Genomic DNA, 26,034 nt, shown 5'->3' with positions numbered 1-26,034 from the left:
CGGTTCCTCTCTACTTGCCGAAACCGGCGGTGAGTCCGCTGAGCAGGTAGCGGCGGCCCACGAGGTACAGGACGAAGATGGGGACGACGGACAGTGTGACCGCCGCCAGCAGGCCCGGGACGTTGGTGCCGAACTGGCCCTGGAAGTCCCAGAGGCCCAGCGTCAGCACCCGGGTGTCGCGGGACTGGGTGAGGACGAGCGGGAAGAGGAAGCCGTTCCACGCGTTCAGCGCGGTGAACACCGCCACCGTGGTGATCGCGGGCTTGGCCAGCGGCAGCACCAGGTGGCGCAGCACCGCCAGCGGGCCGGCGCCGTCGAGGGTCTGCGCCTCGTAGAGCTCGGCGGGGATGTCGCGGAGGCTGTTGGTCATCACCAGCAGCGCCACCGGCAGGGCGAAGGCCGCCGTCGGCAGGATGATCGCCAGCAGGGTGTCGTACAGGCGCATCTGGGTGATGAGCAGGTACACCGGGATGATCGTCGCCTGCGCCGGGATGGCCAGACCGATGAGCATGACCGAGAAGATCCGCTGCACGGTGCGGCCGGCGTTGCGGGCCACCGTGTAGGCCGCCGGCACGGTCACCGCGACCACGATGGCGACCGTCGCGACCGTGACGATCACGTTGTTGAGCAGGTACTGCGCGAACCCGCCCTCCAGCACGGTGGAGTAGTTCTCCCCCGTCGGCTCGCCGGTGGGGGTCAGCGGGCTGGTGCTCAGGTAGTCCTGGCGGGTGCGCAGGCTGGCCGAGACCAGGTAGTACAGCGGGACGGCGACGATGACCAGCCAGATCGTGGCCAGGACGCCGGCCAGCCAGTTCGGCTTCTCACGCCGGCCGGCGGGGCGGCCGCGCCGGACGCGCCGCGGGGCGGCCGGGGGCACGGCGCCCGGCTCGGCCAGGGCTGCGGTGGTGGCCACGGTCAGGCCCCTTCCTGCTGGCTCTGCATGCTGCGGAAGCCGGTCGCCCGGGTGACGACGAGCGAGAGGCCCGCGCCCAGGACGAGCAGCAGCGTGGCGATCGCGCTGGCGTAGCCGAACTCGAAGCCGCTGAACCCGCGGATGTACATGTACAGCGGCGCGATGCGGGTGGCGTCCCCGGGACCGCCGCCGGTGAGGATGAGGATCGTGTCGAAGGTCGTGAACGACCCGACCAGCTGCAGCACCGTCGAGGTGACGATCGTGTACTTGAGCAGCGGCAGCGTGATCGTGAAGAACTGCCGGTAGCGGCCGGCGCCGTCGATGGTGGCCGCCTCGTAGAGGCTGGCCGGGATCCCGCGGGCCGCGGCCTGGAACAGCAGCGTGTGGAACGGGATGTACTGCCAGGCGATCACGAAGACCACCGTGTAGACGACGACGTCGGTGTCGCCGAGGAAGTTGAACCGGTCCAGCAGCGGCAGCGACTGGGTGACGCCGAAGTTCGGGTCGAGCACCGAGCGCCACAGCAGCGCGATCGCCGCCGTCGACAGCAGGAGCGGCAGGAAGAACAGCGAGCTGAGGACGGCGCGGTTGCGCTGCCGCCCGGCCGCCCAGACCCCGATCAGGATGGCGATCGGGGTCTGGACGACCCAGGACAGGACCATGAACAGGAGGGTCAGCCCCAGTGCGTCACGCGCCTCGGTGTCCTCCACCAGGCGGCTCCAGTTGCCCGCCCCGGAGAGCTCGGGGAACCCGAAGCCCGACCAGTCGGTGAAGCTGAGGAAAACGACCAGCACCATCGGCACCACGGCGAACAGCCCGAAGAAGGCGACTGCCGGCACCGCGTACCAGGCGGACGGACGCTGCTGCGCCGCCGGCGTGGAGGCCCGCTGCTGTGTCGCCGGCGCGTCCGGACGCTTCTGCGTCGTCACCGCGGACGACCCTCGTGTGGCCACGATCCGTCGTACTCCGTTCCGGTCAGGCAGCCAGGGCGTCGACGAAGCCCTGCGCGTCGATCTCGCCGAGGAAGAAGCGCGACAGCTGCTCGAGCATCACGGTGGCCTCGTCCGCGCTCAGGTCCTGGTCCCAGGAGAGCTGGAAGTTGGCCGCCTCGACCGTCTGGTCGTAGATGAAGGTCGAGTACTCGGCGTTGTCGGTCTCCTGCAGCTGCTCACGGACACCCTGCACCGGCGGGACGTCACCGGCCTCGATGAGGTCGGAGATGTACTCCTCGTCGGTCAGCGCGGTGGTGAGGAACTCCTCGGCCGCCTCGCGGTTCGGGGAGTCGGCGGTCAGCGAGTAGAAGTTCGACACGTTGCCCACCAGGTTCGACGGGTCGCCCGCGCCACCGGTCACGGCCGGGAACGGCGCCCAGCCGAGGCCACCGCCGGTGACGAAGTCGGGGCTCTGGCCGAGCTGGTTGGTGAACTCCCACGAGCCCATCAGGTGGAACCCGGCGTCGCCCTGGGCGAGGATCGTCGAGGCGCCACCGACGTCGTAGCCGACGGAGGCGAAGTCCTCGCCGAACGCGCCGCGCTCGATGAGGTCCTGCAGCAGGCCCATGGCCTCGAGGACCTCGGGCTGCTGCCAGCCGCCGTTCTCGCCGTCGCGGATGTTCTGGAAGACCTCCGGGCCGCCGACGCGGTCGAGCAGGTACTCGGCCCACATGAGCTCGGTCCAGGCCTGGCTGCCGGCCAGCGCGATCGGGGTGACGCCCGCGGCCTTGAGGCCGTCGACGGCGGCCAGCATCTCGTCCCAGGTGGTCGGGACCGAGACGCCCGCGGCGTCGAGGACGTCCTTGTTGTAGAAGAGGACGACCGGCTGCATGCCGCGCATCGGCAGGCCGTAGACGCTGCCGTCGAGCTCGGCGCCGGCCAGCACGCTGGGCAGGAACGCGTCGCGCAGCTCGGGGTTCTCGTCGAGCAGCGGGGTCAGGTCCTCGATCCGGCCCGCGTCGACGTACTCCTTGAGGTTGCCACCGCCCCAGTTGAAGAACAGGTCGGGGGCCTGCGGGGAGTTGATCGCGGTGCGCAGCCGCTGCTTGTACGGGTCGTTGCCGAACGTCGCCAGCTCGAAGTCGCCGGCCTCGGAGGACTCGTTGAAGCGGTCGATCGAGGCCTGCTCGATCGGGTTGAGGACCGTGTCCTGCAGGGCCCAGACCTGGCCGGCGTCGCCGCCGCCACCGCCTCCGCCGGCAGGGCCGGAGGAGCCGCAGGCGACCAGGCTCGCCGCGAGGAGGAGAGCGCCGGCAGTTGCGGTGCCTCGGGTCAGACGACGGGATGTCATCCCATGGCCGCCTTTCTGTTTCGACGTTGAAAACCGAAAGTTTCGGGGTGGTGCGGAAACGTAAGGCAGGTCACCCGGTGTGTCAACGCCGGGGTGGCGAGTCCAGGCGCGTGTCGTGGGTCACGATTCGGCCACACCGGTCCGGCTCGCGGGCTGACCTGCCCGGACGAGACGGGGCTGGCGGTTTCGGAGATGTTTCGATAGCTTCTCGGACCACGATCGTCCGGCACCGACGCCGGGTGGGCGGAGTACCGCCCCCCGTCCCACGGCAGGCTGGACCCCAGCGAACCGACGGAGGACGGACAGTGCCCGAGCAGACGGCCGGCCGCCCCACCCTCGCGAGCATCGCGGCCGCGGCCGGCGTCTCCCTGCCCACCGTCTCCAAGGTCGTCAACGGCAAGACCGACGTCGCCCCCGCCACCCGCCAGCGCGTCCTCGCCCTGCTGGACCAGTACGACTACGTGCCGCAGGCCCGCCGTGCGGTCGCCGAGCCCGAGAGCCCGCTGGTCGACGTCGTCTTCACCGCCCTGGACAGCCCGTGGGCGGTGGAGCTGCTGCGCGGCATCACCGAGAGCGGGCTGGAGATGGTCCTCGACTCCCTCGCCGCCCGGCCGCAGGGCGGGGACTGGGTGCGCTCGCTGATCGCCGGGGGCCGCCGCGGCGCCATCGTCGTCGCCTCCCGGATCACCGCCGCCGACCAGCGCCGGCTGGGCCGCTCGCACCTGCCGGTCGTGGTCATCGACCCCGCCGACATGCCGGGCCCCGACGTGCCCAGCGTCGGGGCCACCAACTGGTCGGGCGGGATGGCCGCCACCGAGCACCTGATCGAGCTCGGCCACCGGCGGATCGCGGTGATCGGCGGCCCCGAGGACTACCTGTGCAGCCGGGCGCGCATCGACGGCTACCGCGCCGCGCTCGACCGCGCGGGCATCCCGGCCGACCCCGCGCTGGTCCGGCACGGCAACTTCCACCACGACGGCGGCTACGAGCGGGCCCGCGAGCTGCTCGAGCTGCCCGACCGGCCGACGGCGGTGTTCGCCGGCAGCGACGAGCAGGCCTTCGGCGTCCTCGAGGCCGCGCGGCAGGCCGGCCTGTCGGTGCCCGACGACCTCTCCGTCGTCGGCTTCGACGACCTGCCGATGGCCCGCTGGTCCTCCCCTCCCCTGACCACCGTCCGCCAGCCGCTGGTCGACATGGGCCGCATGGCCGGCCGGATGCTGCTCGAGCTGATCAACGGCCAGGAGCTCGCCAGCCAGCGCGTCGAACTGGCCACCACCCTCGTGCCGCGCGCCTCCACGGCCCGGCGGCCCTGACCTCCCCTCCCCGGCCGGGCGGCACCAGCCCCGGCCGTCCTCCCCGCACGTCTGGAGTCCCCGCGTGACCGACCGTTCCCTGCTCGACGCACCTCCCGCCGGCGACTGGCGGGACCCGTCCCGGCCGCTGGCCGAGCGGGTGCGCGAGCTGATGGCGCAGATGACCCTCGAGGAGAAGGTCGCCCAGCTCTACGGCGTCTGGACGACGATCGACCAGGGCTCCGACGGCGGCGCCGACGTCGCCCCCAACCAGCACGAGTTCTCCGAGCCGCTGCCGCCGTGGGAGGAGCTCACCCGCCCGGGCCTCGGTCAGCTCACCCGCGTGTTCGGCACCGTGCCGGTCGAGCCGCTCACCGGCGCGAAGGTGCTCGCGGCCACCCAGCGCGGCATCGTCGAGGGCTCGCGCCTGGGCATCCCGGCGCTCGCCCACGAGGAGTGCCTGACCGGCCTAGCCGCCTGGCAGGCCACCGTCTTCCCGACCCCGCTGGCCTGGGGCGCCACCTTCGACCCGGCCACCGTGCAGCGGATGGCCGCCGGCATCGGCGAGCTCATGCGCTCCATCGGCGTGCACCAGGGTCTCGCGCCGGTCCTCGACGTCACCATGGACGCCCGCTGGGGTCGCACCGAGGAGACCATCGGCGAGGACCCGTACCTGGTCGCCGCGCTCGGTACCGCCTACGTGCGCGGCCTCGAGGGCGCCGGGATCGTCGCCACGCTCAAGCACTTCGCCGGGTACGCCGGCTCCGGCGCCGGGCGCAACCACGCGCCGGTGCGCCTCGGCCCGCGCGAGCTCGCCGACGTCGTCCTGCCGCCGTTCGAGACGGCGCTGCGCGAGGGCGGCGCCCGCTCGGTCATGCACTCCTACGCCGCCGTCGACGGCGTGCCGCCCGCGGCCGACCCGGCTCTGCTGACCGACCTGCTGCGCGACACGCTCGGCTTCGACGGCGTCGTGGTCGCGGACTACTTCGGCGTCTCGTTCCTCGAGACCACCCAGCACGTGGCCGGCTCCCCCGGCGAGGCCGCGCAGCTCGCGCTGGCCGCCGGCGTCGACATCGAGCTGCCCACCGTGCGCTGCTACGGCGAGCCGCTGCTCGAGCGGCTGCGCTCGGGCGAGGTGCCGGTGGAGCTCGTGGACCGGGCCGTGGAGCGGGTGCTGCTGCAGAAGGGCGAGCTCGGCCTGCTCGACGCCGGGTGGGACCCCGAGCCGCCGGTGCTGCGCGAGGGCGGCGCGCTGGACTTCGACCCGCCGCACCTGCGCGAGCTGGCCCGGGTGCTCGCCGAGCGGTCGGTGGTGCTGCTCGACAACCCCGCGGGCGTCCTGCCGCTGGCCGCGCCGGGCCGCCTCGCCGTCGTCGGCCCGTGCGCCGACCAGGTGCTGTCCCTGATGGGCTGCTACGCCTTCCCCAACCACGTCGGCGTCCAGCACCCCGACGTGCCGCTGGGCCTGGAGGTGCCCACGCTGCTCGACGCGCTGCGCGCCGAGTTCCCCGACGCGACGGTCGACACCGCCCTCGGCTGCCCGGTGCAGGAGGCCGACCGCAGCGGGATCGACGAGGCCGTGCGCGCCGCGCGAGGGGCCGACGTCTGCGTGGCCGTCGTCGGCGACAGCTCCGGCCTGTTCGGCCGCGGCACCTCCGGCGAGGGCTGCGACGCCGCCGACCTCGCGCTGCCCGGCGTGCAGCAGGAGCTGCTCGACGCGCTGCTGGAGACCGGCACCCCGGTCGTCGTCGTGCTGCTCACCGGCCGGCCCTACGCGCTGGGCGCGGTCGCCGGCCGGGCCGCGGCCGTCGTGCAGGCCTTCTTCCCGGGCGAGGAGGGCGCCGGTGCGGTCGCGGGCGTGCTCAGCGGCCGGGTGTCGCCCTCGGGCCGGCTGCCGGTGTCGGTGCCGCGCGGCCCCGGCGGGTCGCCGGCCACCTACCTCGCCCCGACGCTGGGCCGGGCCGGCGGGATCAGCTCGGCCGACCCGACGCCGCTGTGGCCCTTCGGGCACGGCCTGGGCTACACGACCGTCGAGTACTCGGGCCTGGAGCTCTCGGGCGACACCTGGGCCACCGACGGCGAGCTGACGGTCTCCTGCACGGTCCGCAACACCGGCGCCCGCGACGGCGCCGAGGTGGTCCAGCTGTACCTGTCCGACCCGGTGGCGAGCACCGTGCAGCCGCTGCGCCGGCTCGTCGGGTTCGCCCGGGTGGAGCTGCCGGCCGGGGCGTCGGCGCGGGTGTCGTTCCGGCTGCACGCCGACCGGGCGTCCTTCACCGGCCGCGACCTGCGCCGCGTGGTGGAGGCCGGCGACGTCGTCCTCGCCGTCGGCGCCTCCAGCGAGGACCTGCGGCTGCGGGCGACCGTGCCGCTGACCGGTCCCGACCGCGTCGTCGGCGCCGACCGGGTGCTCAGCACCCCGGTCACGGTGACGACGACGGCCGCGCCGCTGCGGGAGTCCCTGCCCCGCTGAGCGGGCCCTGCTCCCCCGCCCCGGCCGCGCACCGGCCGGGGCGGGGTGCCCTGCTCGGGGCCCGCGACCCCGCGGGCCCGCGGCTCCTAGAGCCCGACGAGCTCCTCGAGCGCCCCGACCTCGGCGCGGCTGAGCCGGCGGATCGAGCCGGTGCGCATGCGCTGCAGCGAGATGGGGCCGACGGCGGTGCGGGTGAGCCGGGAGACCGGCAGGCCGACGGCGGCCAGCAGCCGGCGCACGATGTGCTTGCGGCCCTCGTGCAGCACGACCTCCACGACCGACTGGCCGGCGTGGGTGTCGACCACGCGGAACGAGTCGACCTTCACCGGGCCGTCGTCGAGGTCGATGCCGGCGCGCAGCTTCCGGTGCAGGTCGCGGCCGACCGAGCCCGACACCTGCGCGAGGTAGGTCTTCTTCACGCCGTAGCTCGGGTGGGCCAGCCGGTGGGCGAGCTCGCCGTCGTTGGTGACGATCAGCAGGCCCTCGGTGTCCTGGTCGAGCCGGCCGACGTGCACCAGGCCCGGCGCGAGGTCGCCGATCATGTCGCCCACGGTGGGCCGGTCGCGGTCGTCGCTCATCGCGGTGATGACGCCGAAGGGCTTGTTGAGCGCGTAGGTGACCCGGTCGTCGCGCAGTTCGATGCGCTGCCCGTCGACGGAGATCTTGTCGGTGGCCGGGTCGACCCGCATGCCCTGCACGCGCACGACCGAGCCGTTCACGCTGATGCGGCCGGCGTCGATCATGTCCTCGCAGACGCGGCGGGAGCCGACGCCGGCGCGGGCGAGCACCTTCTGCAGCCGCTCCCCCTCGCGCTCGTCGGGTGCGGCGGCGGGCTCGCGGTCGCCGGGGTGGGCGGGGGCGAGCTCCATGTCCTCCGACCAGCCCTCCCCGCCGGGGGTGGCGGGCAGGTCGTCGGGATGCGGTGCGGTGTCCATCCCCTCCATCCTCCCACCCCGGCCCGCGGCCGCGGCCGGCGCCGGAGGGGTCAGCAGTTCTCCTGGCCGAAGGTGTCGACGGCCTCACCGGCGGACACGAGGTCGCCCTGCAGCCGGGTGGCCTCCTCGGCGAGGTCGGTGTTGGCCGACGGGTCGCTCAGGTCGGCCGACTCGATGAGGTCGGTGAAGGCCCGCCAGGAGCTCACCAGGTCGCCCCAGACCTCCTCGGCGTCGGCCGGCGGCCGGACCTCCTCGAGCTTGCCGACGGCCTCGTTGAGCACGTCGGGCGCGCTCTGCGGGTCGGAGTAGACGGCGTTGACGTCGTCGGTGATGTCCGACAGCAGGTCGGGCACCTGCTCGCAGAAGGCCTCGAGGCGCTGCTCGTCCTCCGAGGCGCCGCAGCCGGTGAGCAGCAGGGCGGGGACGGCGAGGGAGGCGACGAGCGCGCGGGCGGTGCGGCGGGAGCTCATGAGCCGACGGTAACGAGGGCGGCACCCGGTGCCACCGGCGGCCTCAGCCCTCCTGCTGCTCCCGGGCGAGCGCGGTGGCGTCGGGCAGCAGCGGGGCCAGCGGCGGCAGCTCGTGCAGGCCGGTGAGGCCCATCCGCTCGAGGAACAGCGGCGTCGTGCCGTAGAGCCCGCCGCCGCTGTCCGGGTCGGTGCCGACCTCGATGACCAGGCCGCGGGTGAGCAGGGTGCGCATGACGCCGTCGACGCCGACGCCGCGGATCGCCGAGATCCGCGCCCGGGTGACCGGCTGCCGGTAGGCGATGACGGCGAGGGTCTCCAGCGCCGCCTGGGTGAGCCGGCTGCGCCCGCCGCCGGTGAGCGAGCGCTCGACCACGGGCGCGAACTCCTCGCGGGTGTAGAGGCGCCAGCCCTCCCCCGCGCGGCGCAGCGCGATCCCGGCGCGCCGGGCGTCGTAGCCCCCGGCGAGCTCGGCCAGCGCCGCCCGCACCCGGGGCACGCCGACCCGCAGCGTCGCGGCCAGCGCCTCCTCCTCGACCGGGCCCTCGGCGACGAACAGCAGCGCCTCGACGCCGCCGCGCACCTCGTCGTCGTCGAGGTCGGCCTCGGGTTCCGGCTCGGGCTCCGGCGCCGGCGGCTCGGGCATGCCGGGCAGCACGAGCGGCTCGTCGGGGACGGGCGGCACGTCCCCGGCCGGCGGGGCGGGCCGCTCGGCCACCCGCGCGGCCAGCTCGGCGGCGACGGCGTCCCAGACGTCCGGGTCCGCGCCGGCGGCCGCCTCGTCCTCCCGCGTGGCCTCGAGCTCGGCGGCCAGCGCCTCCCAGGAGATCGGCCCGCGCTCGTCCTGCGGCCCGGTCACGAGGCGACCCGCTCGTCGGTGCGGTCGTCCCCCGCTCCCCCGAGGTCGGACACGGCGGAGACGGTGGCCGGGCCGGTCCAGTGCACGCGCAGCTCGCCGAGCGGGGTGGGCTGGTCGAACACGACCCGCTGCTGGCGGTAGAGCTCGAGCAGGGCGAGGAAGCGGGCCACGACCTCCAGCGTGGAGGAGCAGTCGACGGTGAGCGCCCGGAAGCTGACCGGACCGGCGCCGAGCAGGGCCGCGCGGACGGCGAGCAGCTGCTCGGCGACGCTGACCGGCGGGGCGTGCAGGTGGGTCACGCCGACGGTCGGCGGCTCCTTGGGCGCGAGCGCCTCCGCGGCCAGCGCGGCGAAGCGCTCGGGGGTGACGCCGAGCAGCACCTCGGGCAGCAGGCCCGCGAACCGGGGCTCCAGCGGCGCGGAGCGGGGGAAGCGCCGCACGCCCTCGCCCTCGCGCTCGCGCAGCACCGCCGCGGCCTCCTTGTAGGCGCGGTACTGCAGCAGCCGGGCGAACAGCAGGTCGCGGGCCTCGAGCAGCTCGAGGTCCTCCTCGTCGTCCACCTCCGCGGCGGGCAGCAGCCGGGCGGCCTTGAGGTCGAGCAGGGTGGCCGCGACGACGAGGAACTCACTGGCCTGGTCGAGGTCGAGCTCGTCGCCGAGCGCCCGCAGGTGGGCGATGAAGTCGTCGGTGACGACCGACAGCGCGATCTCGGTGACGTCGAGCTGGTGGCGGCCGATGAGCTGCAGCAGCAGGTCGAACGGGCCCTCGAAGTTGGTGAGCCGCACGGTGAACCGGCCGGGGTCGGCGACCTCCGGCGCGGCTGCGACCGCGTGCGTTGCCGTGCTCACGGAACGCAAGGCTATCCGGTGGCACCGACAGTTCCGGTCACCCGCGCGCCTCCAGGACCGCCTGTCGCGCGCGGGAGGCGCACTTCCGGCCCCCGGTCCCGCCTCTCGCGCGCGAGAGCTGACAGAGCGGGCCATCGTCGCGCCATCGGCCCCTCAGGGGCCTCTGTCGCGCTCATGGCCCCTGGCGGGGAGCCACCCCCCGTGTGCGGGACGTCAGCCCTTGAGGCGGCGGACGAGGACCGAGTCCTCGCCGTTGTCGGCCAGGTCGGCCAGCAGCACCGAGATCGCCTCGCGGACGATCCGGCCGCGGTCGGCGGCCACGCCGTGCTCGGCGCGCAGGGACAGCCGGGCGCTCTCCAGCGCCAGCAGGTCCTCGGCCGAGATGTAGACGGTGATCTTCTCGTCGTGCCGGACGCGCCCGGCGCCGGCCGCGCGTGCGGCCTTGCCGCGGGTGCGCGGGCCCGTGGCGGGCAGCGTGGCGGGCGCCGGCGCCCGGTAGGCGGCCAGCGGGTCGGCCGGCGCACCGCCGGGGACCAGCGTCAGCGGCGCCGCGGGCTGCTCGACCTCGGGCTCGGCCTCCGGCTCCGGACGGCGGCGCGTGGAGCGCAGCGCCGGGGACGCCGTGGTCGAGGAGAGGCTGGGCAGCTCGGTGACCTCCGCCGCGGGCGGGGTGTCGGTGCGCCGGAACAGCTCCGCAGCGCCCGGGAGCACGGGACGGCGGGTCACAGGGAGATGACCTCCTTCGCCAGGTCGCGGTAGGCGGCCGCACCCGACGAGGTGGGCGCCCAGGTGGTGATCGGCTGGCCGGCGACGGTGGTCTCCGGGAACCGCACGGTGCGCTGGATGACGGTCTGGAAGACGGTGTCGCCGAACGCCTCGACCACCCGGCTGAACACCTCGCGGCAGTGCACGGTCCGCGAGTCGTACATCGTGGCGAGGATGCCGTCGATCTCCAGCGACGGGTTGAGCCGCTCCTTGACCTTGTCGATCGTGTCCACGAGCAGGGCCACGCCGCGCAGGGAGAAGAACTCGCACTCCAGCGGGATTACCACGCCGTGCGCCGCGGTCAGGGCGTTGACCGTGAGCAGGCCCAGCGAGGGCTGGCAGTCGATGAGGATGTAGTCGTACTCGTCGCGCACGGAGTCCAGGGCGCGCAGCAGGGTCTGCTCGCGGGCGACCTCGCTGACCAGCTGCACCTCGGCGGCCGACAGGTCGATGTTGCTCGGCACCAGGTCCAGGCCGGGCACGTCGGTGCCCACGCGGACGTCGGCCAGCGTGGTGTGCCGCTCCATGAGGGCGTTGTAGATCGTGCGGTCGAGCTGCTGGGCGGGGACGCCGAGGCCCACCGACAGCGCGCCCTGCGGGTCGAGGTCGACCAGCAGCACGCGGCGGCCGTACTCCACCAGCGAGGCGCCCAGGTTGATCGTCGAGGTCGTCTTGCCGACGCCGCCCTTCTGGTTGCACATCGCGATGACGCGCGCCGGGCCGTGCTGCTTCAGCGGCGGGGGCTCGGGCAGCTTGCGCTGACGTGCGCGGGCCGGGTCCAGCCGCGAGGCGGCCGCCCCCATCTCGCCGCCGTCGGCCGGGAGTGCGAGAGCCTGACCGGCCACGTCCCCTCGGATCGCCATGAGTCGCCCTTCCTCCGTGCTCCCCGGCGGTGCCGGCCGCGGTCGGCCGGCCCGGTCCGCTCGGGTCCGGGGACGACGGTAGGGAGATCAACACCCGCGATCCACGGGACACGCCGATCGCTGGCGGATGTCGCCCAGGTTTCCGGATACCGGCGGGTAGCGGTGAGCAGTAACTGCCCAACGACGTGCCCCGTCGTCGTCAGGACAGCGCCCGCGGGTGGCTGCCCGCGTAGACCTCGCGCAGCTTGTCGACCGTCACGAGCGTGTAGACCTGCGTCGTCGTCACCGAGGCGTGGCCGAGCAGCTCCTGCACCACGCGCACGTCCGCGCCGCCGTCGAGCAGGTGGGTGGCGAAGGAGTGCCGCAGCGTGTGCGGGGAGACGTGCTCGGCCAGCGACGCGTCGCCGGTGCGCTCGGCCGCCGAGCGCAGGATCGCCCACGCGCTCTGCCGCGACAGCGGGCCGCCGCGGGCGTTGAGGAACAGCCGCCCGCCCCGGACGCCGCCCTTCCCGGCGGCGGCCAGGGCGGGGCGGGCCCGCACCAGGTACTCCTCGACGGCGCGCAGCGCGTAGCTGCCCACCGGCACGATCCGCTCCTTGCCGCCCTTGCCCGCCAGCCGCACCACCGCCTGGCCGCGGTCGAGGTCGTCGACGGCGAGCCCCACGGCCTCGGAGATGCGCGCCCCGGTGCCGTAGAGCACCTCCAGCAGCGCCCGGTCGCGCAGCCCGCGCGGCCCCTCGACCGAGCCCGCCGCCTCGATGAGCGCCACCACCGCCTCCACCGGCACCGCCTTGGGCAGCCGCCGCGCGGGCGCCGGCGGGCGGACCTCGGCGGCGACGTCGCCGGCGACCAGCCCGTCGAGCAGCGCGAACCGGTGCAGCCCGCGGACGGCGACGACGGCGCGCGCCGCGGAGGTGGCCGACAGCGGCGGGTGCTCGTCGTCCCCGGCGCGCAGCGCGGCGAGGAAGCCGGCGACGTCGCTCCCGGCCACCTCCCCCAGCCCGCGCACGCCGGCGTCGGCGAGGAAACGCGTGTAGCGGCGCAGGTCGCGGCGGTAGGAGGCGATGGTGTTGGCGGCCAGGCCGCGCTCGACGGTGAGGTGGTCGAGGTAGCCGGACACCACCCGCTCGACGTCGGGACCGGGCGACAGGACGGCGGTCAGGACAGCAGCTCCTCCCACGGCACGGCGGTCATGCCGTGCGCCTCCGCGACCTCCGGCAGCACCACCTCGCCGGCCACGACGTTGACCCCGTGGGCCAGCGCCGGGTCGTCGGCGACCGCCGCGCGCGTGCCCTTCCCGGCCAGGGCCATGACGTAGGGCAGCGTCACGTTGGTCAGCGCGTAGGTGGAGGTGTTGGGGACCGCGCCCGGCATGTTCGCCACGCAGTAGAACACCGACCCGTGCACGCGGAAGGTCGGCTCGTCGTGTGTCGTGGGCCGGCTGTCCTCGAAGCAGCCGCCCTGGTCGACGGCGATGTCCACGAGCACCGAGCCCGGCTTCATCCGCGACACCAGCTCGTTGCTCACCAGCGTCGGCGCCTTGGCGCCGGGGACGAGCACGGCGCCGATCACCAGGTCGGCGTCGAGGACGGCCCGCTCGACCTCGTAGGAGTTGGAGGCGACCGTCTGCAGGTGCCCGCGGTAGATGGCGTCGGCCGCGCGCAGCTTGTCGACGTCGCGGTCGAGGACGACGACCTCGGCCTGCATGCCCAGCGCGATCGTGGCGGCGTTCATCCCGGACACCCCGGCGCCGATGACGACGACCTTCGCCGCGTAGACGCCCGACACCCCGCCGAGGAGCACCCCGCGGCCGCCGTGCGCCCGCTCGAGGCTGTGCGCGCCCACCTGCGGGGCCATCCGGCCGGCGACCTCGCTCATCGGCGCGAGCAGCGGCAGCGCACCGTTCGCCGTCTGCACGGTCTCGTAGGCGATCGCGGTCGTGCCGGAGGCCACGAGCGCGTCGGTGCACGCCTTGGACGCCGCGAGGTGCAGGTAGGTGAACAGCGTCTGTCCCGCGCGGAGCCGGCCGTACTCCTCCTCGATCGGCTCCTTGACCTTGAGCAGCAGGTCGGCGTCGGCCCAGACGTCGTCGGCGCTGCCGACGATCCGCGCGCCGGCGGCGGTGAAGTCGGCGTCGGGGATGGAGCTCCCCTCGCCGGCGCCCCGCTCGACGAGCACCGTGTGCCCGGCCCGGGTCAGCTCGGTGACCCCGGCGGGGGTCAGCGCGACCCGGTACTCCCTGTTCTTGACCTCGCGAGGCACCCCGACGTGCATGCGATCCGCTCCCGTTCTGCGACGGCCGGACCGAGGTCGTCGGTCCCGCGCCTGTGACGTGGCTCCCGGTGGGGAACCAGATCGGACCCTAGCCAGCGCCCGGGCTGCCGCCAGTCCGCGCAGCGCCGACGATGGCGCGAGTCCCCGTGCGTCCACCCGGAAGGCTGATCCATGCGCCTGTACGCCGCCCGACCCGACCACCGGCTGCGCCAGCTGCTCGCCGACGCGGGGCTGCTGGCCTGGGTCGTGCTGTGGGTGCTCGTGGCGCGCACGGTGCACGGGGCGGTCCTGGTCCTCGCCGAGCCCGGCCGCGCGGTGGAGGACCTCGGCTCCTCGGTGGCGGACAGCATGGGCTCGGCGGCCGACGCCGCGCAGGACGTGCCGGTGGTCGGCGAGGAGCTGTCGTCGCCGTTCGACGCGCTCGGCGACGCCGCGGGCTCGGTGCGCGGCGCCGGGCAGGCCGCGCAGGACGCCGTCGGCACGCTCGCGTCCGTGCTCGCCGTCGTGCTGGTGGTCCTGCCGGTGGGCTGGCTGCTGCTGCGCTGGCTGCCGTGGCGGGTGGGCTGGGTCCGGGAGGCGACGGCGGTGTCCCGGCTGGCCGGCGGCCCGCAGCCGGACCTGCACCTGCTCGCCGCGCGCGCCGTGGCCACCGCTCCCCTGCCCCGGCTGGCCGCGCTGCCGCCGGGCACCGGGGCGGCGTGGCGGGCCGGCGACCCCGCGGCGGTGCGGGCGCTGGCGGCGCTGGAGGCCGGCCGGCTGGGCCTGCGGCTGCCCGCGCCCGACGGGCCCGGCTCCGGCGCCACCGCTCCCCCGCGCTCGGGTTGACATCGCTCCCGCCGGTGCCGATGTCCCGGGCGGATCGGGAGGTGTCGGTGGGACGAGCGGGACGCACGCGGGGACGACGGCGGGGCCGCCGGGGCGCGTCGGCCGCCGGCATCGCCGGGCGCGTGACCGCCGCCGCGGCCGTCGGGCTGGTGGCGCTGTCGGCGCCGGCCACCGAGATCGCCGCGGAGGTGAGCGCCTCCTGGGCGCCGTTCCGCAACGCCGGCACCGCCGACGGCCCGGAGCCCGCGCCGGTGCTCACCCCGCGGGCCGTCACGGCCCTGCCGGAGCCCGCCGTCGACACCCCGGTGCTCGCCCTGCCGGTGCCGCGCCGCACGGACGTCCAGCTGCCCGCGCCGATGGTCCCGCACGGCGAGCCGCTGGAGCTCACGCCGCCGCCCGCGCAGTGCGGCGGCTACGGCAGCCTGCGGCAGATGGCGCCGGGCGTCGTCCCCGGCCCCGGCTCGGCCACGGTCACCTGGCAGGCCGACGGCCGCGAGACCGTGCAGGGCTACCGGGTGACGGCGGTCAGCCAGCGGCTGGTGGCCGGCGAGCAGCCCGCTCCCCCGCGGGTGGACGCGTCCCAGCGCGCCGGCTGCGGCGAGGTGAGCGCGGTGCTCACCGGCCTGACGCCGGGCGTCCCCTACGTGTTCTGGCTCGAGGAGGCCGTGCTCGACCTCGACACCCAGGTGGTGGAGTACGTGCAGGTCGGCTGGTCGAGCCCCGTCGTCATCGGCTGACCCGGCGCGAGATCTGCACACTCGGGGCTTTCCGGCGCGCGAGAGCCCCGAGTGTGCAGATCTCGCTGGTCAGGTGGCGTCGAGCGGGCGCAGCCGCGGCCGCGCGGCGCGGTGCTGGGCGGCGGCCAGCAGGCCGATGACGGCGGCCGAGTTGCGGATCGCGCCGTCGAACACCCGCTGCACCGCCTCGGCGAGCGGCACGCGCTCGACCGTCATGTCGAGCTCCTCGTGCTCGACGGTGAAGCCGTCGGGCCGGCCGACGTCGGACAGGCCCTCGGCGAGGTAGACCAGCACCTGCTCGTCGCAGAAGCCGGGCGTGCTGAACGTCGTCGTCAGCAGCGACCAGCGCTCGGCCGACAGCAGCGCCTCCTCGGCGAGCTCGCGCTGGCCGGTGACCAGCGGGGCCTCGCCGTCGGCGTCGCGCAGCCCGGCCGGCAGCTCCCACAGGTAGCCGCCCACCGGGTGCCGGTACTGCCGCACCAGGACGACGTTGTCGTCGTCGTCCAGCGCGACGACGGCGACCGCGCCGGGGTGGCGGACCACCTCGCGCACGCTGTCGCCGCCGCCGGGCATCGCGACGGTGTCCTTGACCAGCTGGATCACCCGGCCCTCGTAGACGGTCTCGGTGCCGAGGACGCGGTAGTCGCCCTCGGCGGCCGGCTCCGTCATCAGATGCCCACCTTCTCCGCTTCCTCGACCGGCACGGGGAGCCGCGCGGACTCCTGGCGCTCGATCGCGGCCGCCACGAACGCGGCGAACAGCGGGTGCGGTCGGGTCGGGCGGCTCTTGAGCTCCGGGTGGGCCTGGGTGCCGACGAAGAACGGGTGCACCTCGCGCGGCAGCTCGGCGAACTCGACCAGCAGCCCGTCGGGCGAGGTGCCGCTGAACACCAGGCCCGCCTCGGAGAGCCGGTCGCGGTAGGCGTTGGCCACCTCGTAGCGGTGCCGGTGCCGCTCGGTGATCTCCGTGGAGCCGTAGGCCGCGGCGGCCTGCGAGCCCTTCCGCAGGGACGCCGGGTAGCTGCCCAGGCGCATCGTGCCGCCGAGACCGCGCTCGCCGGCGATGACGTCGACCTGGCTGGCCATGGTCGCGATCACCGGGTCCGGGGTGTCGGGGTCGAACTCGGCGGAGTTGGCCTGCTCGAGGCCGGCGACGTCGCGGGCGTACTCGATGACCATGCACTGCAGGCCCAGGCACAGGCCCAGCGTCGGGATGCCGTTCATGCGGCTGTAGCGGATGGCGCCGAGCTTGCCCTCGATGCCGCGCACGCCGAACCCGCCGGGGATGCACACGCCGTCGACGTCGCCGAGCGCGGCCGCCGCCCCCTCGGGGGTCTGGCACTCGTCGGAGGGCACCCAGCGGATCTGCACGCGGCTGCGGTGGGCGAAGCCGCCGGCCCGCAGCGCCTCGCTCACCGACAGGTAGGCGTCGGGCAGGTCCACGTACTTGCCGACCAGCGCGATGGTCACCGTCTGCCTCGGCCGGTGGACGCGGTCGAGCAGGTCGCCCCAGACGGTCCAGTCGACGTCGCGGAACGGCAGGCCGAGGCGGCGCACGACGTAGGCGTCGAGGCCCTCGCGGTGCAGCACCTTGGGGATGTCGTAGATCGACGGCGCGTCGGGGCAGGCGATGACGCCCTCGGTGTCGACGTCGCACATCAGGCTGATCTTGCGCTTGAGCGCGGTGCCGATCTCGCGGTCGGCGCGGCAGACCAGCGCGTCGGGCTGGATGCCGATGTTGCGCAGCGCCGCCACCGAGTGCTGGGTCGGCTTGGTCTTGAGCTCGCCGGACGGCGCGATGTAGGGCACCAGCGAGATGTGCAGGAAGAAGCAGTTGTCGCGGCCGATCTCGTGCCGCACCTGGCGGGCGGCCTCGAGGAAGGGCAGCGACTCGATGTCGCCGACCGTGCCGCCGATCTCGGTGATGACGACGTCGACGCCCTCGCCGTCCTCGTCCGTGGCGGCGCCGGTCTCGGCCGCGGCGAGGATCCGGGACTTGATCTCGTTGGTGATGTGCGGGATCACCTGCACGGTGTCCCCGAGGTACTCCCCGCGCCGCTCCTTGGCGATGACGTCGGAGTACACCTGCCCGGTGGTGACGTTCGAGCGCGCGCCCAGGTCGGTGTCGAGGAACCGCTCGTAGTGACCGACGTCGAGGTCGGTCTCGGCGCCGTCCTCGGTGACGAAGACCTCGCCGTGCTGGAACGGGTTCATCGTCCCGGGATCGACGTTCAGGTACGGGTCCAGCTTCTGCATGGTCACCCGCAGGCCTCGGGCGGACAGCAGCGCGCCGAGCGAGCTGGCCGTCAGGCCCTTGCCGAGAGAGGAGACAACTCCACCGGTGACGAAGACGAACTTCGTCGGCTGGGAGTTGTGGAGGAGCCCGCGATCACGTGTTCCAGGTCGACCCACGGGAGGCAACCGTAACACCTCCGGCCGGTTCCCCCGCGGTGCCGTCGGCCACGTCCCCCCGGTGGGTGGACGTGGCCGCCAGCGCCACCAACAGGGGCACCAGCAGCGCCGCGGCGGCCGCCGGGAGCGCGACCCCGGAGTCGTTGACCGCGGCGCCCAGGGCGAGGCTCAGGGCGGCGGCGACCAGCCCGGCGCGCAGCACCGCCGCGTCGGGGCGGGCGAGCCCCGAGCCGCCGTCGCGCAGCAGGCCCGGGCCCTGCAGCGGCCCGCGCCGGAGCCGGCCGCGGACCGGCCGGCCGCGGACCAGCCAGAGCGCGGCGACCAGGGCCACCGGCAGCACCCAGGACAGCGCGCTGCCGAACAGGATGTCGACGTTGGCCTGGGCCTTGCGGCTGACCACCGTCCACGCCTCGCCGGTGAGCAGTTGCTCGACGAACCGGCCCAGGTGGCTGCGCTCGTCGGCCGGGCGGGTCCAGTCGAGGACGGCGAGCGCGCCGACGGCGACCACCCCGGCGGCGAGCACCGCGCCGAGGCGCACCACCGTCACCCGCACGCCGGTGAGCAGCATGGCCAGCAGCAGGAAGCCCGGCAGCGCCGCGAGGACGCCGCCGAAGTCGCGGCCGAGCGAGGGCGTGCCGACGAGCACGGTGAGAGCCGCCCCGGCGACGAGCACCACGGCGCCGGTGACCCGCCGCTGCCGCCGCCCGGCGTCGTCCCTCCCCCGCCCGGCCCGGCGGCCGGCGGCGGTGGCCAGCACGGCGGTGGACAGCAGCGCGGCGGCGGCGAGCAGGCCCGAGCTCAGGTTGCCGTACCCGGTGAACCGCCCCGCGACGATCGCGTCGTAGCCGAGCAGCCCGTCGAGCTCCAGCGGCGAGCCGGCCGACACGTCGCCGACCAGCGTGGCGAGCGTGACGCCGAGGACGGCCAGCGGCGGACCGAGCCGCCGGCGCCGCCACGGCCCCAGCAGCGCGAGCGCGGTCACCACCGCGGTGGCCAGCAGCACCGACCCGGCCAGCGCCCAGCGGGGGGCGCCGGTCCGCTCCCAGGGCACCAGCCCGGCCAGGTAGGTGGCCACCGGCAGCGACGCGGCGGCGAGCGCCGCGACCTCCAGCAGCGGCCGCAGCCGGGGCCGGGCCCGCCCGCGGAGGCCCAGCACCAGCAGGCCGAGCGCCACGACGGCGGCGTCGGCGACGACCAGCCCGACGAAGAAGGTGCCGGTGCTGCGGTGGTGGGTGACGGCGGCGGTGTTGGCCCGCTCGAGCTCGGCGACCGCCTCCGCGGTGCCGGGACGCCCCTCGGCGACGGTCAGCGGCTGCCCGTTGACCGACGCCGGCCGCTCGGCGTCGAGGGCGCGCAGCACGGTGGGCGCGACGTCGATGAGCTGGGTGAACGGCGCCCGCCCGGTGCTGGCGGAGGTCAGCCAGCCCGGCCCGGTGAACCCCGGCCCCGACGCGATCACCACGTGCAGCTGCGGGCGGCCGTCGTTGACCTCCGAGACGCCCTGCAGGACCAGCAGCGTCTCGCCGGGCAGCGCGGCGACGGCGGCCCGCAGCCGCGCCACGGCGTCGTCGATGCCCGCGAGCGCCGCCTCGCGGGAGGCCGGCTCGGTGCCGGTCTCGCTGCCCTCGGGCGCCGGGACGCCGGCGTCGACCAGCCCGTCGAGGGACACCAGCGTGAGCGGGCAGGGCTCGAGCAGCGCGGCGACGGCGGCCGGGTCCTCCGGCAGGGCCTCCTCGCGGGTCAGCCCCACCCCGGGCGCGGCCACGGCGAGCGAGGCGGCCCGGCCGACGGTCGTGGCGCAGCCGACGGCGGTGCCCAGCGCGCCGGGCTCGGCGCCGAAGCGGGCGGTCGCCGGGTCCTCGGCGACGGCGCGCACCGCGGTCAGCGGGTCGGCGAGACCCACCTCCGCCAGCCGCTCCTGCAGGCCGCAGTGCGACAGCTGCGGGCTGGCCGGCGGGCCCGCGGGCACCGGCTCCCGCGACGGCGTCGCGCCGGGCCCGGCCCCCGGCTCCCCGGGCAGCGGCACGGTGGGCAGCGGGACCGGCGGCGCCGCCTCGTCGGGCGCGGGGAAACGGGCGCGGTTGCCGGCGCCGAGGGTGGCCCAGCCGTCGAGCAGGCAGGTGGTGGAGCGCGCCGCCCGCACCGAGCTCGCGCCGATCGGCGAGGTGTCGGCCAGCTCCCACAGCGCGGGCGTCGCCTCCGGGTCGACGTCGTCCCACACCAGGCCGGGCACGCCGACGACGAGGACGCGGTCGGCCGACGGGTCGCCGGCCGCCGCCGCGGGGCCGGCGCCCGGCAGCGCGAGCGCCAGCACCCCCAGCACCGCGAGCAGCAGGACGGCGGCCCGCCTCATGCCGCGCCGCTCTCCGGCGGGCCCAGCAGCTCGCGGTAGACGGCGGCCAGCGTGCGGGCGGTGGCCGCCTCGTCGGGCCACCCGGCGGCCCGCTCGCGCCCGGCCCGGGCCAGCGCGGCGGCGCGGGCGGGGTCGGCGAGCAGGCCGGTCACGGCGCCGGCCAGGGCGGCGGCGTCGCCGGGCGGGACCAGCACCGCGGCGTCGCCGAGCAGCTCGGGCAGCCCGCCGGTGCGGGTGGCCACCAGCGGCGTGCCGGTGCGCAGCGCCTCCTGGGCGGTGAGCGAGCGCGCCTCCCAGCGGGAGGGCAGGACGACGAGGTCGGCGGCGGCGAGCAGGTCGGCGACGTCGTCGCGCCGGCCGAGCAGCACGACCGGCAGCGCCTCGGCGGCGATCCGGGCCGACAGCTCCGCCTCCAGCGGCCCGTCGCCGGCGATCGCGACCAGCGGCCGCGGCTCCCCCGTCCACGTGGCGGCGGCGTCGAGGAGGACGTCGTAGCCCTTCTGCGGGTGCAGCCGGCCGACGGCGAGCACCAGCGGGCGCCCGTCGGCGAGGCCGAGGCCGGCGCGGACCTCCGCGCGCGACCGGGCGGGCGGCGGCAGCGCGGGCGCCGAGACGGGCGCCACCCGGACGTCGCGGGCGCCGAGGCGGTGCGCGTTCTCGGCGAGGTCGGTCGAGGCCGCCAGCACGACGTCGGCGGCGCGCACGGTGGACCGCTCGGCCCGGGCGAGCACGCGGCGCAGCGGTCCGGCGCGGTCGGGCAGGGCGTTGTGCAGGGTGACCACCAGCCGGCGCGGCGGCCCGCCGCGCACCGCGGCGGCGGCCACCAGCCCGGCGCGCAGGCCGTGGGCGTGCACCAGGTCGGCGCCGGCCAGGGCGCGGCGCAGGGCGAGGACGGCGCGGGCGTCGGCGAGCGGGTCCAGGCCGGCGGAGATCTCGACCGGGCGGAACCCCGCGGCGGCGGAGAAGCCGAACAGCGCGTCGGTGGCGGCGGGCCCGCAGACGGTGACCGCGGCGCCGGCGCCGGCGAGCGCGGGCAGCACCGAGCGCACGTGGGTGCCCACGCCGCCGGTGCTCGTGGCCAGCACCTCGGCGACGCGGCGGCCGGCCAGCGGTCCCGGCGGCAGCTCCGGCGGCGCTCCCGCGTCAGTCACCGTGCACCTCCGTCCCCCCGGGCGTCCGCAGCCCGCGCACCGCCGCCAGCAGCGGCCGGCGCGCCGTGACCATCATGACCGCCGCCGCCACGGCGGTCACGGCCGCCGCGGCGAGCAGCCCGGCCCCGACGGCGCCGGGCAGGGACCCGCCGGGCACGGGGTCGGCGCCCAGCACGCGGGCCGTGAGCAGGCCGGCGGCGGCCCCGGCCAGCGCGGCGAGCAGGGCGGGCAGGCCGGTGCGGGCCACCCCGGCCAGCCCGCCGGGGGCGACCCGGGCGGTGACGGCGAGCAGCGCGAGCCCGGCCACGGTGACGCCGGCGCTGTGCCCGGCGGCCAGGGCCAGCGCCCGGTCGGCGGGCGGCAGCAGCGCGGACAGGACGACGTCGGCGGCGACGGCGAGCAGCCAGCCGCCGAGCACGCACGCCGTGGGCGCCTTCCACAGCCCGCGGGCGTAGAGCGCGCGGGTCAGCACGGCGACCAGCCCGTAGCCGGCCAGGCCCGGGGCGAAGCCGAGGATCGTGTCGCGCAGGGCGGCGACGTCGGCGTCGGGCCCGCCGACGAGGAAGACCCGCGCCATGGGACCGGCGACGGCGGCGAGCACCGCGGCGGCGCCGAGCGTGGCGACGAGGACCAGCGTGGTCACCGGCGCGAGCGCGCGGCGGTACCCGGCCTCGTCGCCGGTACCGGCCCGCTCGGCGAGCAGCGGGTAGGCCGAGGTGGCCAGCGGGACGGCGACCGCGGCCCACGGCACGAGGAACAGCGTGAGCCCGGCGGTGTAGGCCACCTGGGTGCCGTCGGGGGCGCCGCTGGCCAGCCGGATGGCGACGGCGGCGACCAGCTGCTGCCCGGCCAGGGTGAGCACCCCGGCCAGGGCGAGCCGGCGCACCCGCGGCGCCACGCCCACCGGGAACCGCAGTGAGGGCCGCAGGCCCAGCCGCAGCCGGCGCAGCGGCAGCAGCAGCGGGAGGGTCAGCGCGACCACGCCGAGCGTCGTCCCCACCCCGAGGACCAGCTCGGCCGGCGCCGTCAGGCCCTCCACGTCGCGGGACCCGCCGAGCAGCGCGAACAGCGCGTACGCCCCGGCGACGACGACGCTGGACAGCAGCGGCGCGACCGCGGGCGCGGCGAACCGGCGGTGCGCCTGCAGCACGCCGGTGAGCACGACGGCGAGGCCGTAGAGCACCACCTGCGGCGCGAACACGAGCAGGAACCGGGCGGCCAGCGCCACCTCGGCGTCGGTGCCGCCGCCGAGCAGCAGCCGGGCGATCGGCCCGGCGAGGACGGCGACCAGCGCGGCCAGCGGCACGAGCACCAGCAGCGTCCAGCCGAGCAGGGCGCTCGCGGTGCGGCGGACCTGCTCGCGGTCACCGGTGGCGATGCCGCCGGCGAGCATCGGCACCACGAGGGAGGCCAGCGCTCCCCCGGCCACCACCTCGAAGACGATGTTCGGGACGGTGTTGGCGGCGGTGTAGGTGTCGCCGGTGCTGTCGAGGCCGACGGCGTTGGTGAACACCAGCGTGCGGCCGAAGCCGGCCAGGCGGGCCAGCACGGTGAGGACGGCGATGAGGACCGCCGCGCCGGCCACGCCCTGGGCGACCCGGCGTCCCGTCGTCGCCGGCCCCGCGGTGCTCACGTAGGGCGGCGGCCGAGCCGGTCCAGCTCGCGCAGCCCGGGGGTGGCCTCGATGACCCGGGTGAAGCTGACCCGCTCGCTGGCCAGCGTCAGGGCGGTGACGACGGCGAGCGCACCCGCCCGCGCGGGGCGCGACGGCACCTGCGACAGCCGCAGGCCGAGCAGCGCGCCGAGCGCGTTGGCGCCGGCGTCGCCGAGCATGACCCGCTCGCCGAGGTCGTCGGGCAGCACGGCGAGCGCCGCGCCCAGCGGGCCCGCGACGAGCCCACCGGCCGGCCCGCCGAGGCCGGCCGCGGCGGCGAGCGCCCCGGCCTTGGCCGCGCGGCCGGGACGCAGGTCGAGCAGGTTGACCAGGTTGGCGGTCCCGGCCACCAGGCCGGTGGTGAGGACGGCGTCGGCGAGCCCCCGCTCGCGGCGGCTGAGCAGCGCGGTCACCGCGGCCGCCGCGCCGATGCCGGCGACCTTGACCGCGCCGGCCGAGACCCGGCCGGCGCGCAGCGCGCGCAGGTGCCCGGCCAGGCCCTTGTCCCGGGCCTGCTCGGGCCGCGCGCCGGCGAGGTCGTCGTAGCCGCCGACCAGCCCGGACACCGCCCCCGCCACGACGGCGGCGGCACGCGTGCCGGCCGGCGCGCCGAGGGCGGCCCCGGCGGTCGCGGCGGCGGCGAGCGCCGGCCCGCCGAGCAGGGTCACCGGGCGGCCGGCGTAGTTGGTCCGCCGCCACGGCGCTCCGGCCGGTCGGGCGTCGAGCGCGCGGCCGGCGGCCAGGCCCGCCCTCGCCGCGGCCGCCCCGCCCAGCGCGGCCAGGAGCGGGCGGGTGGTCACGGGGTGGTGGCCGGCACCGGCGGCACCGGCTGGGCGTCCTCCCCGGTGCCGTAGGCGCCGGAGGTGCCCTCGCTCTCGCTGCCCAGCGCCAGCACGGTGCTGACCTGGCCGGAGGGGCTGGTCACGTTGTCCACGGTGGAGACGGCCGAGGCGGTCTCGGGGTCGGCGCGCACGACGCCGACCAGCCCGTCCTCGCCGGCGGAGGCGGCGTCGCCGGCCACCACGGCGCCGGAGCCCGCGGCGTCGAGGGCGGTGACCAGGTCGACCAGCACGTCGTTGCGGTCGGCGGCGTCGTCGCCGGAGAGGGTGCCGGAGGTGAGCACGACGGCGAAGTCGGCCGGGGCGAGCGACGCGGAGTCCTGGGTGAGCACGTCCAGAGCCTGCAGGCCGGCGACCACGGTGGAGATCCCGGCGGCGTCGGGCGCGGGCCCGCCGGCCGGGACCATGAGCACCTCGGCGAGCAGCGCGCCGACCAGCTGGGCGGTGTCGTCGGTCTCGGGCAGCTCGACGCCGGCCGGGCGGCCGGCGGGGGTGGTGACGTAGCTCTGCAGCGCCGGCTCGCTGGCCGGGTCGCTGTACTCGGGGGCCAGCGTGAGCTGCCCGGCCACCGTGCCGCCGGCCTCGGTCACCAGCGCGGTGACCTCCTCGACGGTGTCGGTGGTGACGTCCTCGGAGGCCAGCACGAACAGCACGCTGCGGCCGGTCAGGGCGCCCTGCACGAGGGCGGGGGCGACGGCGGACTCGAAGGCCTGGCTGCCGTCGACCTGGGCCTGCAGACCCTGGGTGGTGTCCTCGAGCTCGCGCTTGTCCTCCTGCAGCGAGGTGACCTGGCCCTGGAGGTTGTCCAGCAGCGGGCCCGACAGCTGGGTCGCGCCGATCACCAGCCCCAGGGCGATCGCGAGGAACACCGCGATCAGGGAGACCAGGTGGTAGCGGAAGTCGATCACGAGAAGAGGTTCTCCAACCAGAACACGAAGCTGTCCCACTGGTCGACCAGCAGGTCGAGGTAGATCCGCCCGGCGGTGGTGACGGCGACGGCGGCGACGATGGCGACCAGCGCGGCGAGCACGAGCACGACGAGCGCGGCGGTCGAGATGCGGCTGCGGTAGAGCCGGCTCACGCCCTTGGCGTCGACGAGCTTGCCGCCCAGGCGCAGCCGGGTGAGGAAGGTCGAGGCCATGCCGCCGCGGCCCTTGTCGAGGAACTCCACGAGCGTGGCGTGGGTGCCGACGGCGACGATGAGCTTGGCGCCCTTCTCGTCGGCCAGCAGCATCGCGATGTCCTCGCTGGTGGCCGCGGCCGGGAAGGTGATGGCGTCCACGCCGAGGTCCTGCACGCGCTGGAGGCCGGGGGCGCGGCCGTCGGCGTAGGCGTGCACGACCACCTCGGCGCCGCTGCGCAGGACGTGGTCGCTGACCGAGTCCATGTCGCCGATGATCATGTCCGGCTGGTAGCCGGCCTCGACGAGCGCGTCCGCGCCGCCGTCGACGCCCACCAGCACCGGCCGGTAGTCGCGGATGTAGGACCGCAGCGCCTGCAGGTCCTCCTTGTAGTCGTACCCGCGGACGACGACGAGGACGTGCCGGCCCTCGATGGCGGTCCGCACGTCGGGGACGCCGACGCCGTCGAGCAGCAGCGCGCGCTCGCGCTTCATGTACTCCATCGTGTTGGTGGCGAACGCCTCCAACTGCGTGGACAGCCCGGCCTTCGCGTCGGCCATGGCGGCGGCGACGGTGTCGGGGGTCTGCTCGGTGCCGGTGGCGACCGGCTGCCCGTCGGGGCCGTAGAGCACGTTGCCCTCGACGCGGACCTGCGCGCCCTCCTTGAGCGCGCCGAAGACCTCCTTGCCGACGCCGTCGACCAGCGGGATCCCCGCCGCGGTGAGGATCTCCGGGCCGAGGTTCGGATAGCGACCGGAGATGCTCGGCGCGGCGTTGACCACGGCACCGACCCGGGCGGCGACGAGGGAGTCGGCGCTCACGCGGTCGATGTCGACGTGGTCGATGACGGCGATGTCGCCGGGCCGCAGGCGCTTGGTGAGGTTCTTCGTGCGACGGTCCAGCCGGACGGTGCCGCTCACCCCGGGTTCGGTCTCCTGGGCCCGGCTCCGTCGCAAGGTGCCGATGCGCAT

General features: G+C 76.0%; 23 protein-coding genes. 4 read left to right on the top strand and 19 right to left on the bottom strand.

Features of this window, described 5'->3' with window-relative positions:
- Positions 1-10: 10 nt before the first annotated feature.
- From ACI79X_RS15280 to ACI79X_RS15270, 3 genes are read right to left on the bottom strand one after another with little or no spacing between them, the layout of a single operon-like run.
- On the bottom strand, positions 11-913 hold the full coding sequence (locus ACI79X_RS15280; protein WP_457026264.1) for a carbohydrate ABC transporter permease: 903 nt from the start codon (positions 911-913) through the stop codon (positions 11-13).
- Between the two features lie 2 nt (positions 914-915).
- Positions 916-1,842: a carbohydrate ABC transporter permease gene (locus tag ACI79X_RS15275; RefSeq protein ID WP_457026263.1), complete on the bottom strand. Its 927-nt coding sequence runs from the start codon at positions 1,840-1,842 to the stop codon at positions 916-918.
- A gap of 46 nt (positions 1,843-1,888) precedes the next feature.
- Positions 1,889-3,196: an extracellular solute-binding protein gene (locus ACI79X_RS15270; RefSeq protein WP_457026262.1), complete on the bottom strand. Its 1,308-nt coding sequence runs from the start codon at positions 3,194-3,196 to the stop codon at positions 1,889-1,891.
- A 305-nt stretch (positions 3,197-3,501) separates the two neighbouring features.
- Between ACI79X_RS15270 and ACI79X_RS15265 the strand changes: the two genes are divergently transcribed.
- Both ACI79X_RS15265 and ACI79X_RS15260 read left to right on the top strand, forming a co-directional pair.
- Positions 3,502-4,509, top strand: coding sequence for a LacI family DNA-binding transcriptional regulator (locus ACI79X_RS15265; RefSeq protein ID WP_457026261.1), 1,008 nt, complete (start codon positions 3,502-3,504; stop codon positions 4,507-4,509).
- Between the two features lie 64 nt (positions 4,510-4,573).
- Positions 4,574-6,961 (top strand): beta-xylosidase/alpha-l-arabinosidase, encoded by a 2,388-nt coding sequence (locus ACI79X_RS15260; RefSeq protein WP_457026260.1) that lies wholly within the window; start codon positions 4,574-4,576, stop codon positions 6,959-6,961.
- An 86-nt stretch (positions 6,962-7,047) separates the two neighbouring features.
- Here the strand turns inward: ACI79X_RS15260 and ACI79X_RS15255 are convergent, their stop codons facing one another.
- From ACI79X_RS15255 to ald, 8 genes are all read right to left on the bottom strand, one after another.
- On the bottom strand, positions 7,048-7,896 hold the full coding sequence (locus ACI79X_RS15255) for a pseudouridine synthase (RefSeq protein ID WP_457026259.1): 849 nt from the start codon (positions 7,894-7,896) through the stop codon (positions 7,048-7,050).
- 50 nt (positions 7,897-7,946) lie between these two features.
- Positions 7,947-8,366, bottom strand: a complete 420-nt coding sequence (locus tag ACI79X_RS15250; protein WP_457026258.1) for a hypothetical protein — start codon at positions 8,364-8,366, stop codon at positions 7,947-7,949.
- Between the two features lie 43 nt (positions 8,367-8,409).
- On the bottom strand, positions 8,410-9,222 hold the full coding sequence (gene scpB, locus ACI79X_RS15245) for an SMC-Scp complex subunit ScpB (protein WP_457026257.1): 813 nt from the start codon (positions 9,220-9,222) through the stop codon (positions 8,410-8,412).
- Positions 9,219-10,070: a segregation and condensation protein A gene (locus tag ACI79X_RS15240; RefSeq protein ID WP_457026256.1), complete on the bottom strand. Its 852-nt coding sequence runs from the start codon at positions 10,068-10,070 to the stop codon at positions 9,219-9,221. Before ACI79X_RS15240 ends, scpB begins: the two co-directional genes overlap by 4 nt.
- Before the next feature lie 213 nt (positions 10,071-10,283).
- The gene (locus ACI79X_RS15235) at positions 10,284-10,796 is read right to left on the bottom strand and encodes a hypothetical protein (RefSeq protein WP_457026255.1); all 513 of its coding nucleotides are present in this window, start codon (positions 10,794-10,796) and stop codon (positions 10,284-10,286) included.
- Positions 10,793-11,698: a ParA family protein gene (locus ACI79X_RS15230; protein ID WP_457026254.1), complete on the bottom strand. Its 906-nt coding sequence runs from the start codon at positions 11,696-11,698 to the stop codon at positions 10,793-10,795. Before ACI79X_RS15230 ends, ACI79X_RS15235 begins: the two co-directional genes overlap by 4 nt.
- Positions 11,699-11,897: 199 nt before the next feature.
- Positions 11,898-12,878 (bottom strand): site-specific tyrosine recombinase XerD, encoded by a 981-nt coding sequence (locus ACI79X_RS15225; protein ID WP_457026253.1) that lies wholly within the window; start codon positions 12,876-12,878, stop codon positions 11,898-11,900.
- Positions 12,857-13,960, bottom strand: coding sequence for an alanine dehydrogenase (gene ald / locus ACI79X_RS15220; RefSeq protein WP_457026252.1), 1,104 nt, complete (start codon positions 13,958-13,960; stop codon positions 12,857-12,859). The genes ACI79X_RS15225 and ald overlap by 22 nt, the downstream gene beginning before the upstream one ends.
- Positions 13,961-14,143: 183 nt before the next feature.
- On the opposite strand from ald, the gene ACI79X_RS15215 reads away from it, so the two are divergent.
- Both ACI79X_RS15215 and ACI79X_RS15210 read left to right on the top strand, forming a co-directional pair.
- Entirely contained in the window at positions 14,144-14,797 is a 654-nt protein-coding gene (locus ACI79X_RS15215) for a hypothetical protein (RefSeq protein WP_457026251.1), read from the top strand.
- Between the two features lie 122 nt (positions 14,798-14,919).
- Positions 14,920-15,534 (top strand): fibronectin type III domain-containing protein, encoded by a 615-nt coding sequence (locus ACI79X_RS15210; RefSeq protein ID WP_457026250.1) that lies wholly within the window; start codon positions 14,920-14,922, stop codon positions 15,532-15,534.
- Between the two features lie 69 nt (positions 15,535-15,603).
- On the opposite strand, the gene ACI79X_RS15205 is transcribed toward ACI79X_RS15210, so the two are convergent.
- Genes ACI79X_RS15205 through steA form a run of 8 tightly spaced genes read right to left on the bottom strand, consistent with a single transcriptional unit; the run spans position 15,604 to position 25,983 of the window.
- Positions 15,604-16,203 carry an NUDIX domain-containing protein gene (locus ACI79X_RS15205; protein WP_457026249.1) on the bottom strand — a complete coding sequence of 200 codons (600 nt, stop codon included), beginning with the start codon at positions 16,201-16,203 and terminating at the stop codon, positions 15,604-15,606.
- Positions 16,203-17,945: a CTP synthase gene (locus ACI79X_RS15200; RefSeq protein ID WP_457026248.1), complete on the bottom strand. Its 1,743-nt coding sequence runs from the start codon at positions 17,943-17,945 to the stop codon at positions 16,203-16,205. The genes ACI79X_RS15205 and ACI79X_RS15200 overlap by 1 nt, the downstream gene beginning before the upstream one ends.
- Positions 17,923-20,298 carry a hypothetical protein gene (locus ACI79X_RS15195; protein WP_457026247.1) on the bottom strand — a complete coding sequence of 792 codons (2,376 nt, stop codon included), beginning with the start codon at positions 20,296-20,298 and terminating at the stop codon, positions 17,923-17,925. Before ACI79X_RS15195 ends, ACI79X_RS15200 begins: the two co-directional genes overlap by 23 nt.
- The gene (locus ACI79X_RS15190) at positions 20,295-21,449 is read right to left on the bottom strand and encodes a glycosyltransferase family 4 protein (protein ID WP_457026246.1); all 1,155 of its coding nucleotides are present in this window, start codon (positions 21,447-21,449) and stop codon (positions 20,295-20,297) included. Before ACI79X_RS15190 ends, ACI79X_RS15195 begins: the two co-directional genes overlap by 4 nt.
- Positions 21,442-23,082, bottom strand: a complete 1,641-nt coding sequence (murJ, locus tag ACI79X_RS15185; RefSeq protein WP_457026245.1) for a murein biosynthesis integral membrane protein MurJ — start codon at positions 23,080-23,082, stop codon at positions 21,442-21,444. The genes ACI79X_RS15190 and murJ overlap by 8 nt, the downstream gene beginning before the upstream one ends.
- Positions 23,079-23,903: a hypothetical protein gene (locus tag ACI79X_RS15180; RefSeq protein WP_457026244.1), complete on the bottom strand. Its 825-nt coding sequence runs from the start codon at positions 23,901-23,903 to the stop codon at positions 23,079-23,081. Before ACI79X_RS15180 ends, murJ begins: the two co-directional genes overlap by 4 nt.
- A complete protein-coding gene (locus ACI79X_RS15175; RefSeq protein WP_457026243.1) occupies positions 23,900-24,850 on the bottom strand; it encodes a copper transporter in 951 nt (316 codons plus the stop codon). Before ACI79X_RS15175 ends, ACI79X_RS15180 begins: the two co-directional genes overlap by 4 nt.
- A complete protein-coding gene (gene steA, locus ACI79X_RS15170) occupies positions 24,847-25,983 on the bottom strand; it encodes a putative cytokinetic ring protein SteA (protein WP_457026242.1) in 1,137 nt (378 codons plus the stop codon). Before steA ends, ACI79X_RS15175 begins: the two co-directional genes overlap by 4 nt.
- Between the last annotated feature and the right edge of the window lie 51 nt (positions 25,984-26,034).

This window comes from Geodermatophilus sp. SYSU D01119 (assembly GCF_054049975.1).
This window is presented reverse-complemented; position numbering and strand designations above follow the sequence as displayed.

What these genes read in the sequence shown, in the direction of transcription:
- ACI79X_RS15270 (WP_457026262.1), bottom strand. Translation starts at nt 3,196, where the DNA reads ATGACATCCCGTCGTCTGACCCGAGGCACCGCAACTGCCGGCGCTCTC.
- ACI79X_RS15255 (WP_457026259.1), bottom strand. Translation starts at nt 7,896, where the DNA reads ATGGACACCGCACCGCATCCCGACGACCTGCCCGCCACCCCCGGCGGG.
- ACI79X_RS15250 (WP_457026258.1), bottom strand. Translation starts at nt 8,366, where the DNA reads ATGAGCTCCCGCCGCACCGCCCGCGCGCTCGTCGCCTCCCTCGCCGTC.
- ACI79X_RS15230 (WP_457026254.1), bottom strand. Translation starts at nt 11,698, where the DNA reads ATGGCGATCCGAGGGGACGTGGCCGGTCAGGCTCTCGCACTCCCGGCC.
- ACI79X_RS15215 (WP_457026251.1), top strand. Translation starts at nt 14,144, where the DNA reads ATGCGCCTGTACGCCGCCCGACCCGACCACCGGCTGCGCCAGCTGCTC.
- ACI79X_RS15205 (WP_457026249.1), bottom strand. Translation starts at nt 16,203, where the DNA reads ATGACGGAGCCGGCCGCCGAGGGCGACTACCGCGTCCTCGGCACCGAG.
- ACI79X_RS15195 (WP_457026247.1), bottom strand. Translation starts at nt 20,298, where the DNA reads ATGAGGCGGGCCGCCGTCCTGCTGCTCGCGGTGCTGGGGGTGCTGGCG.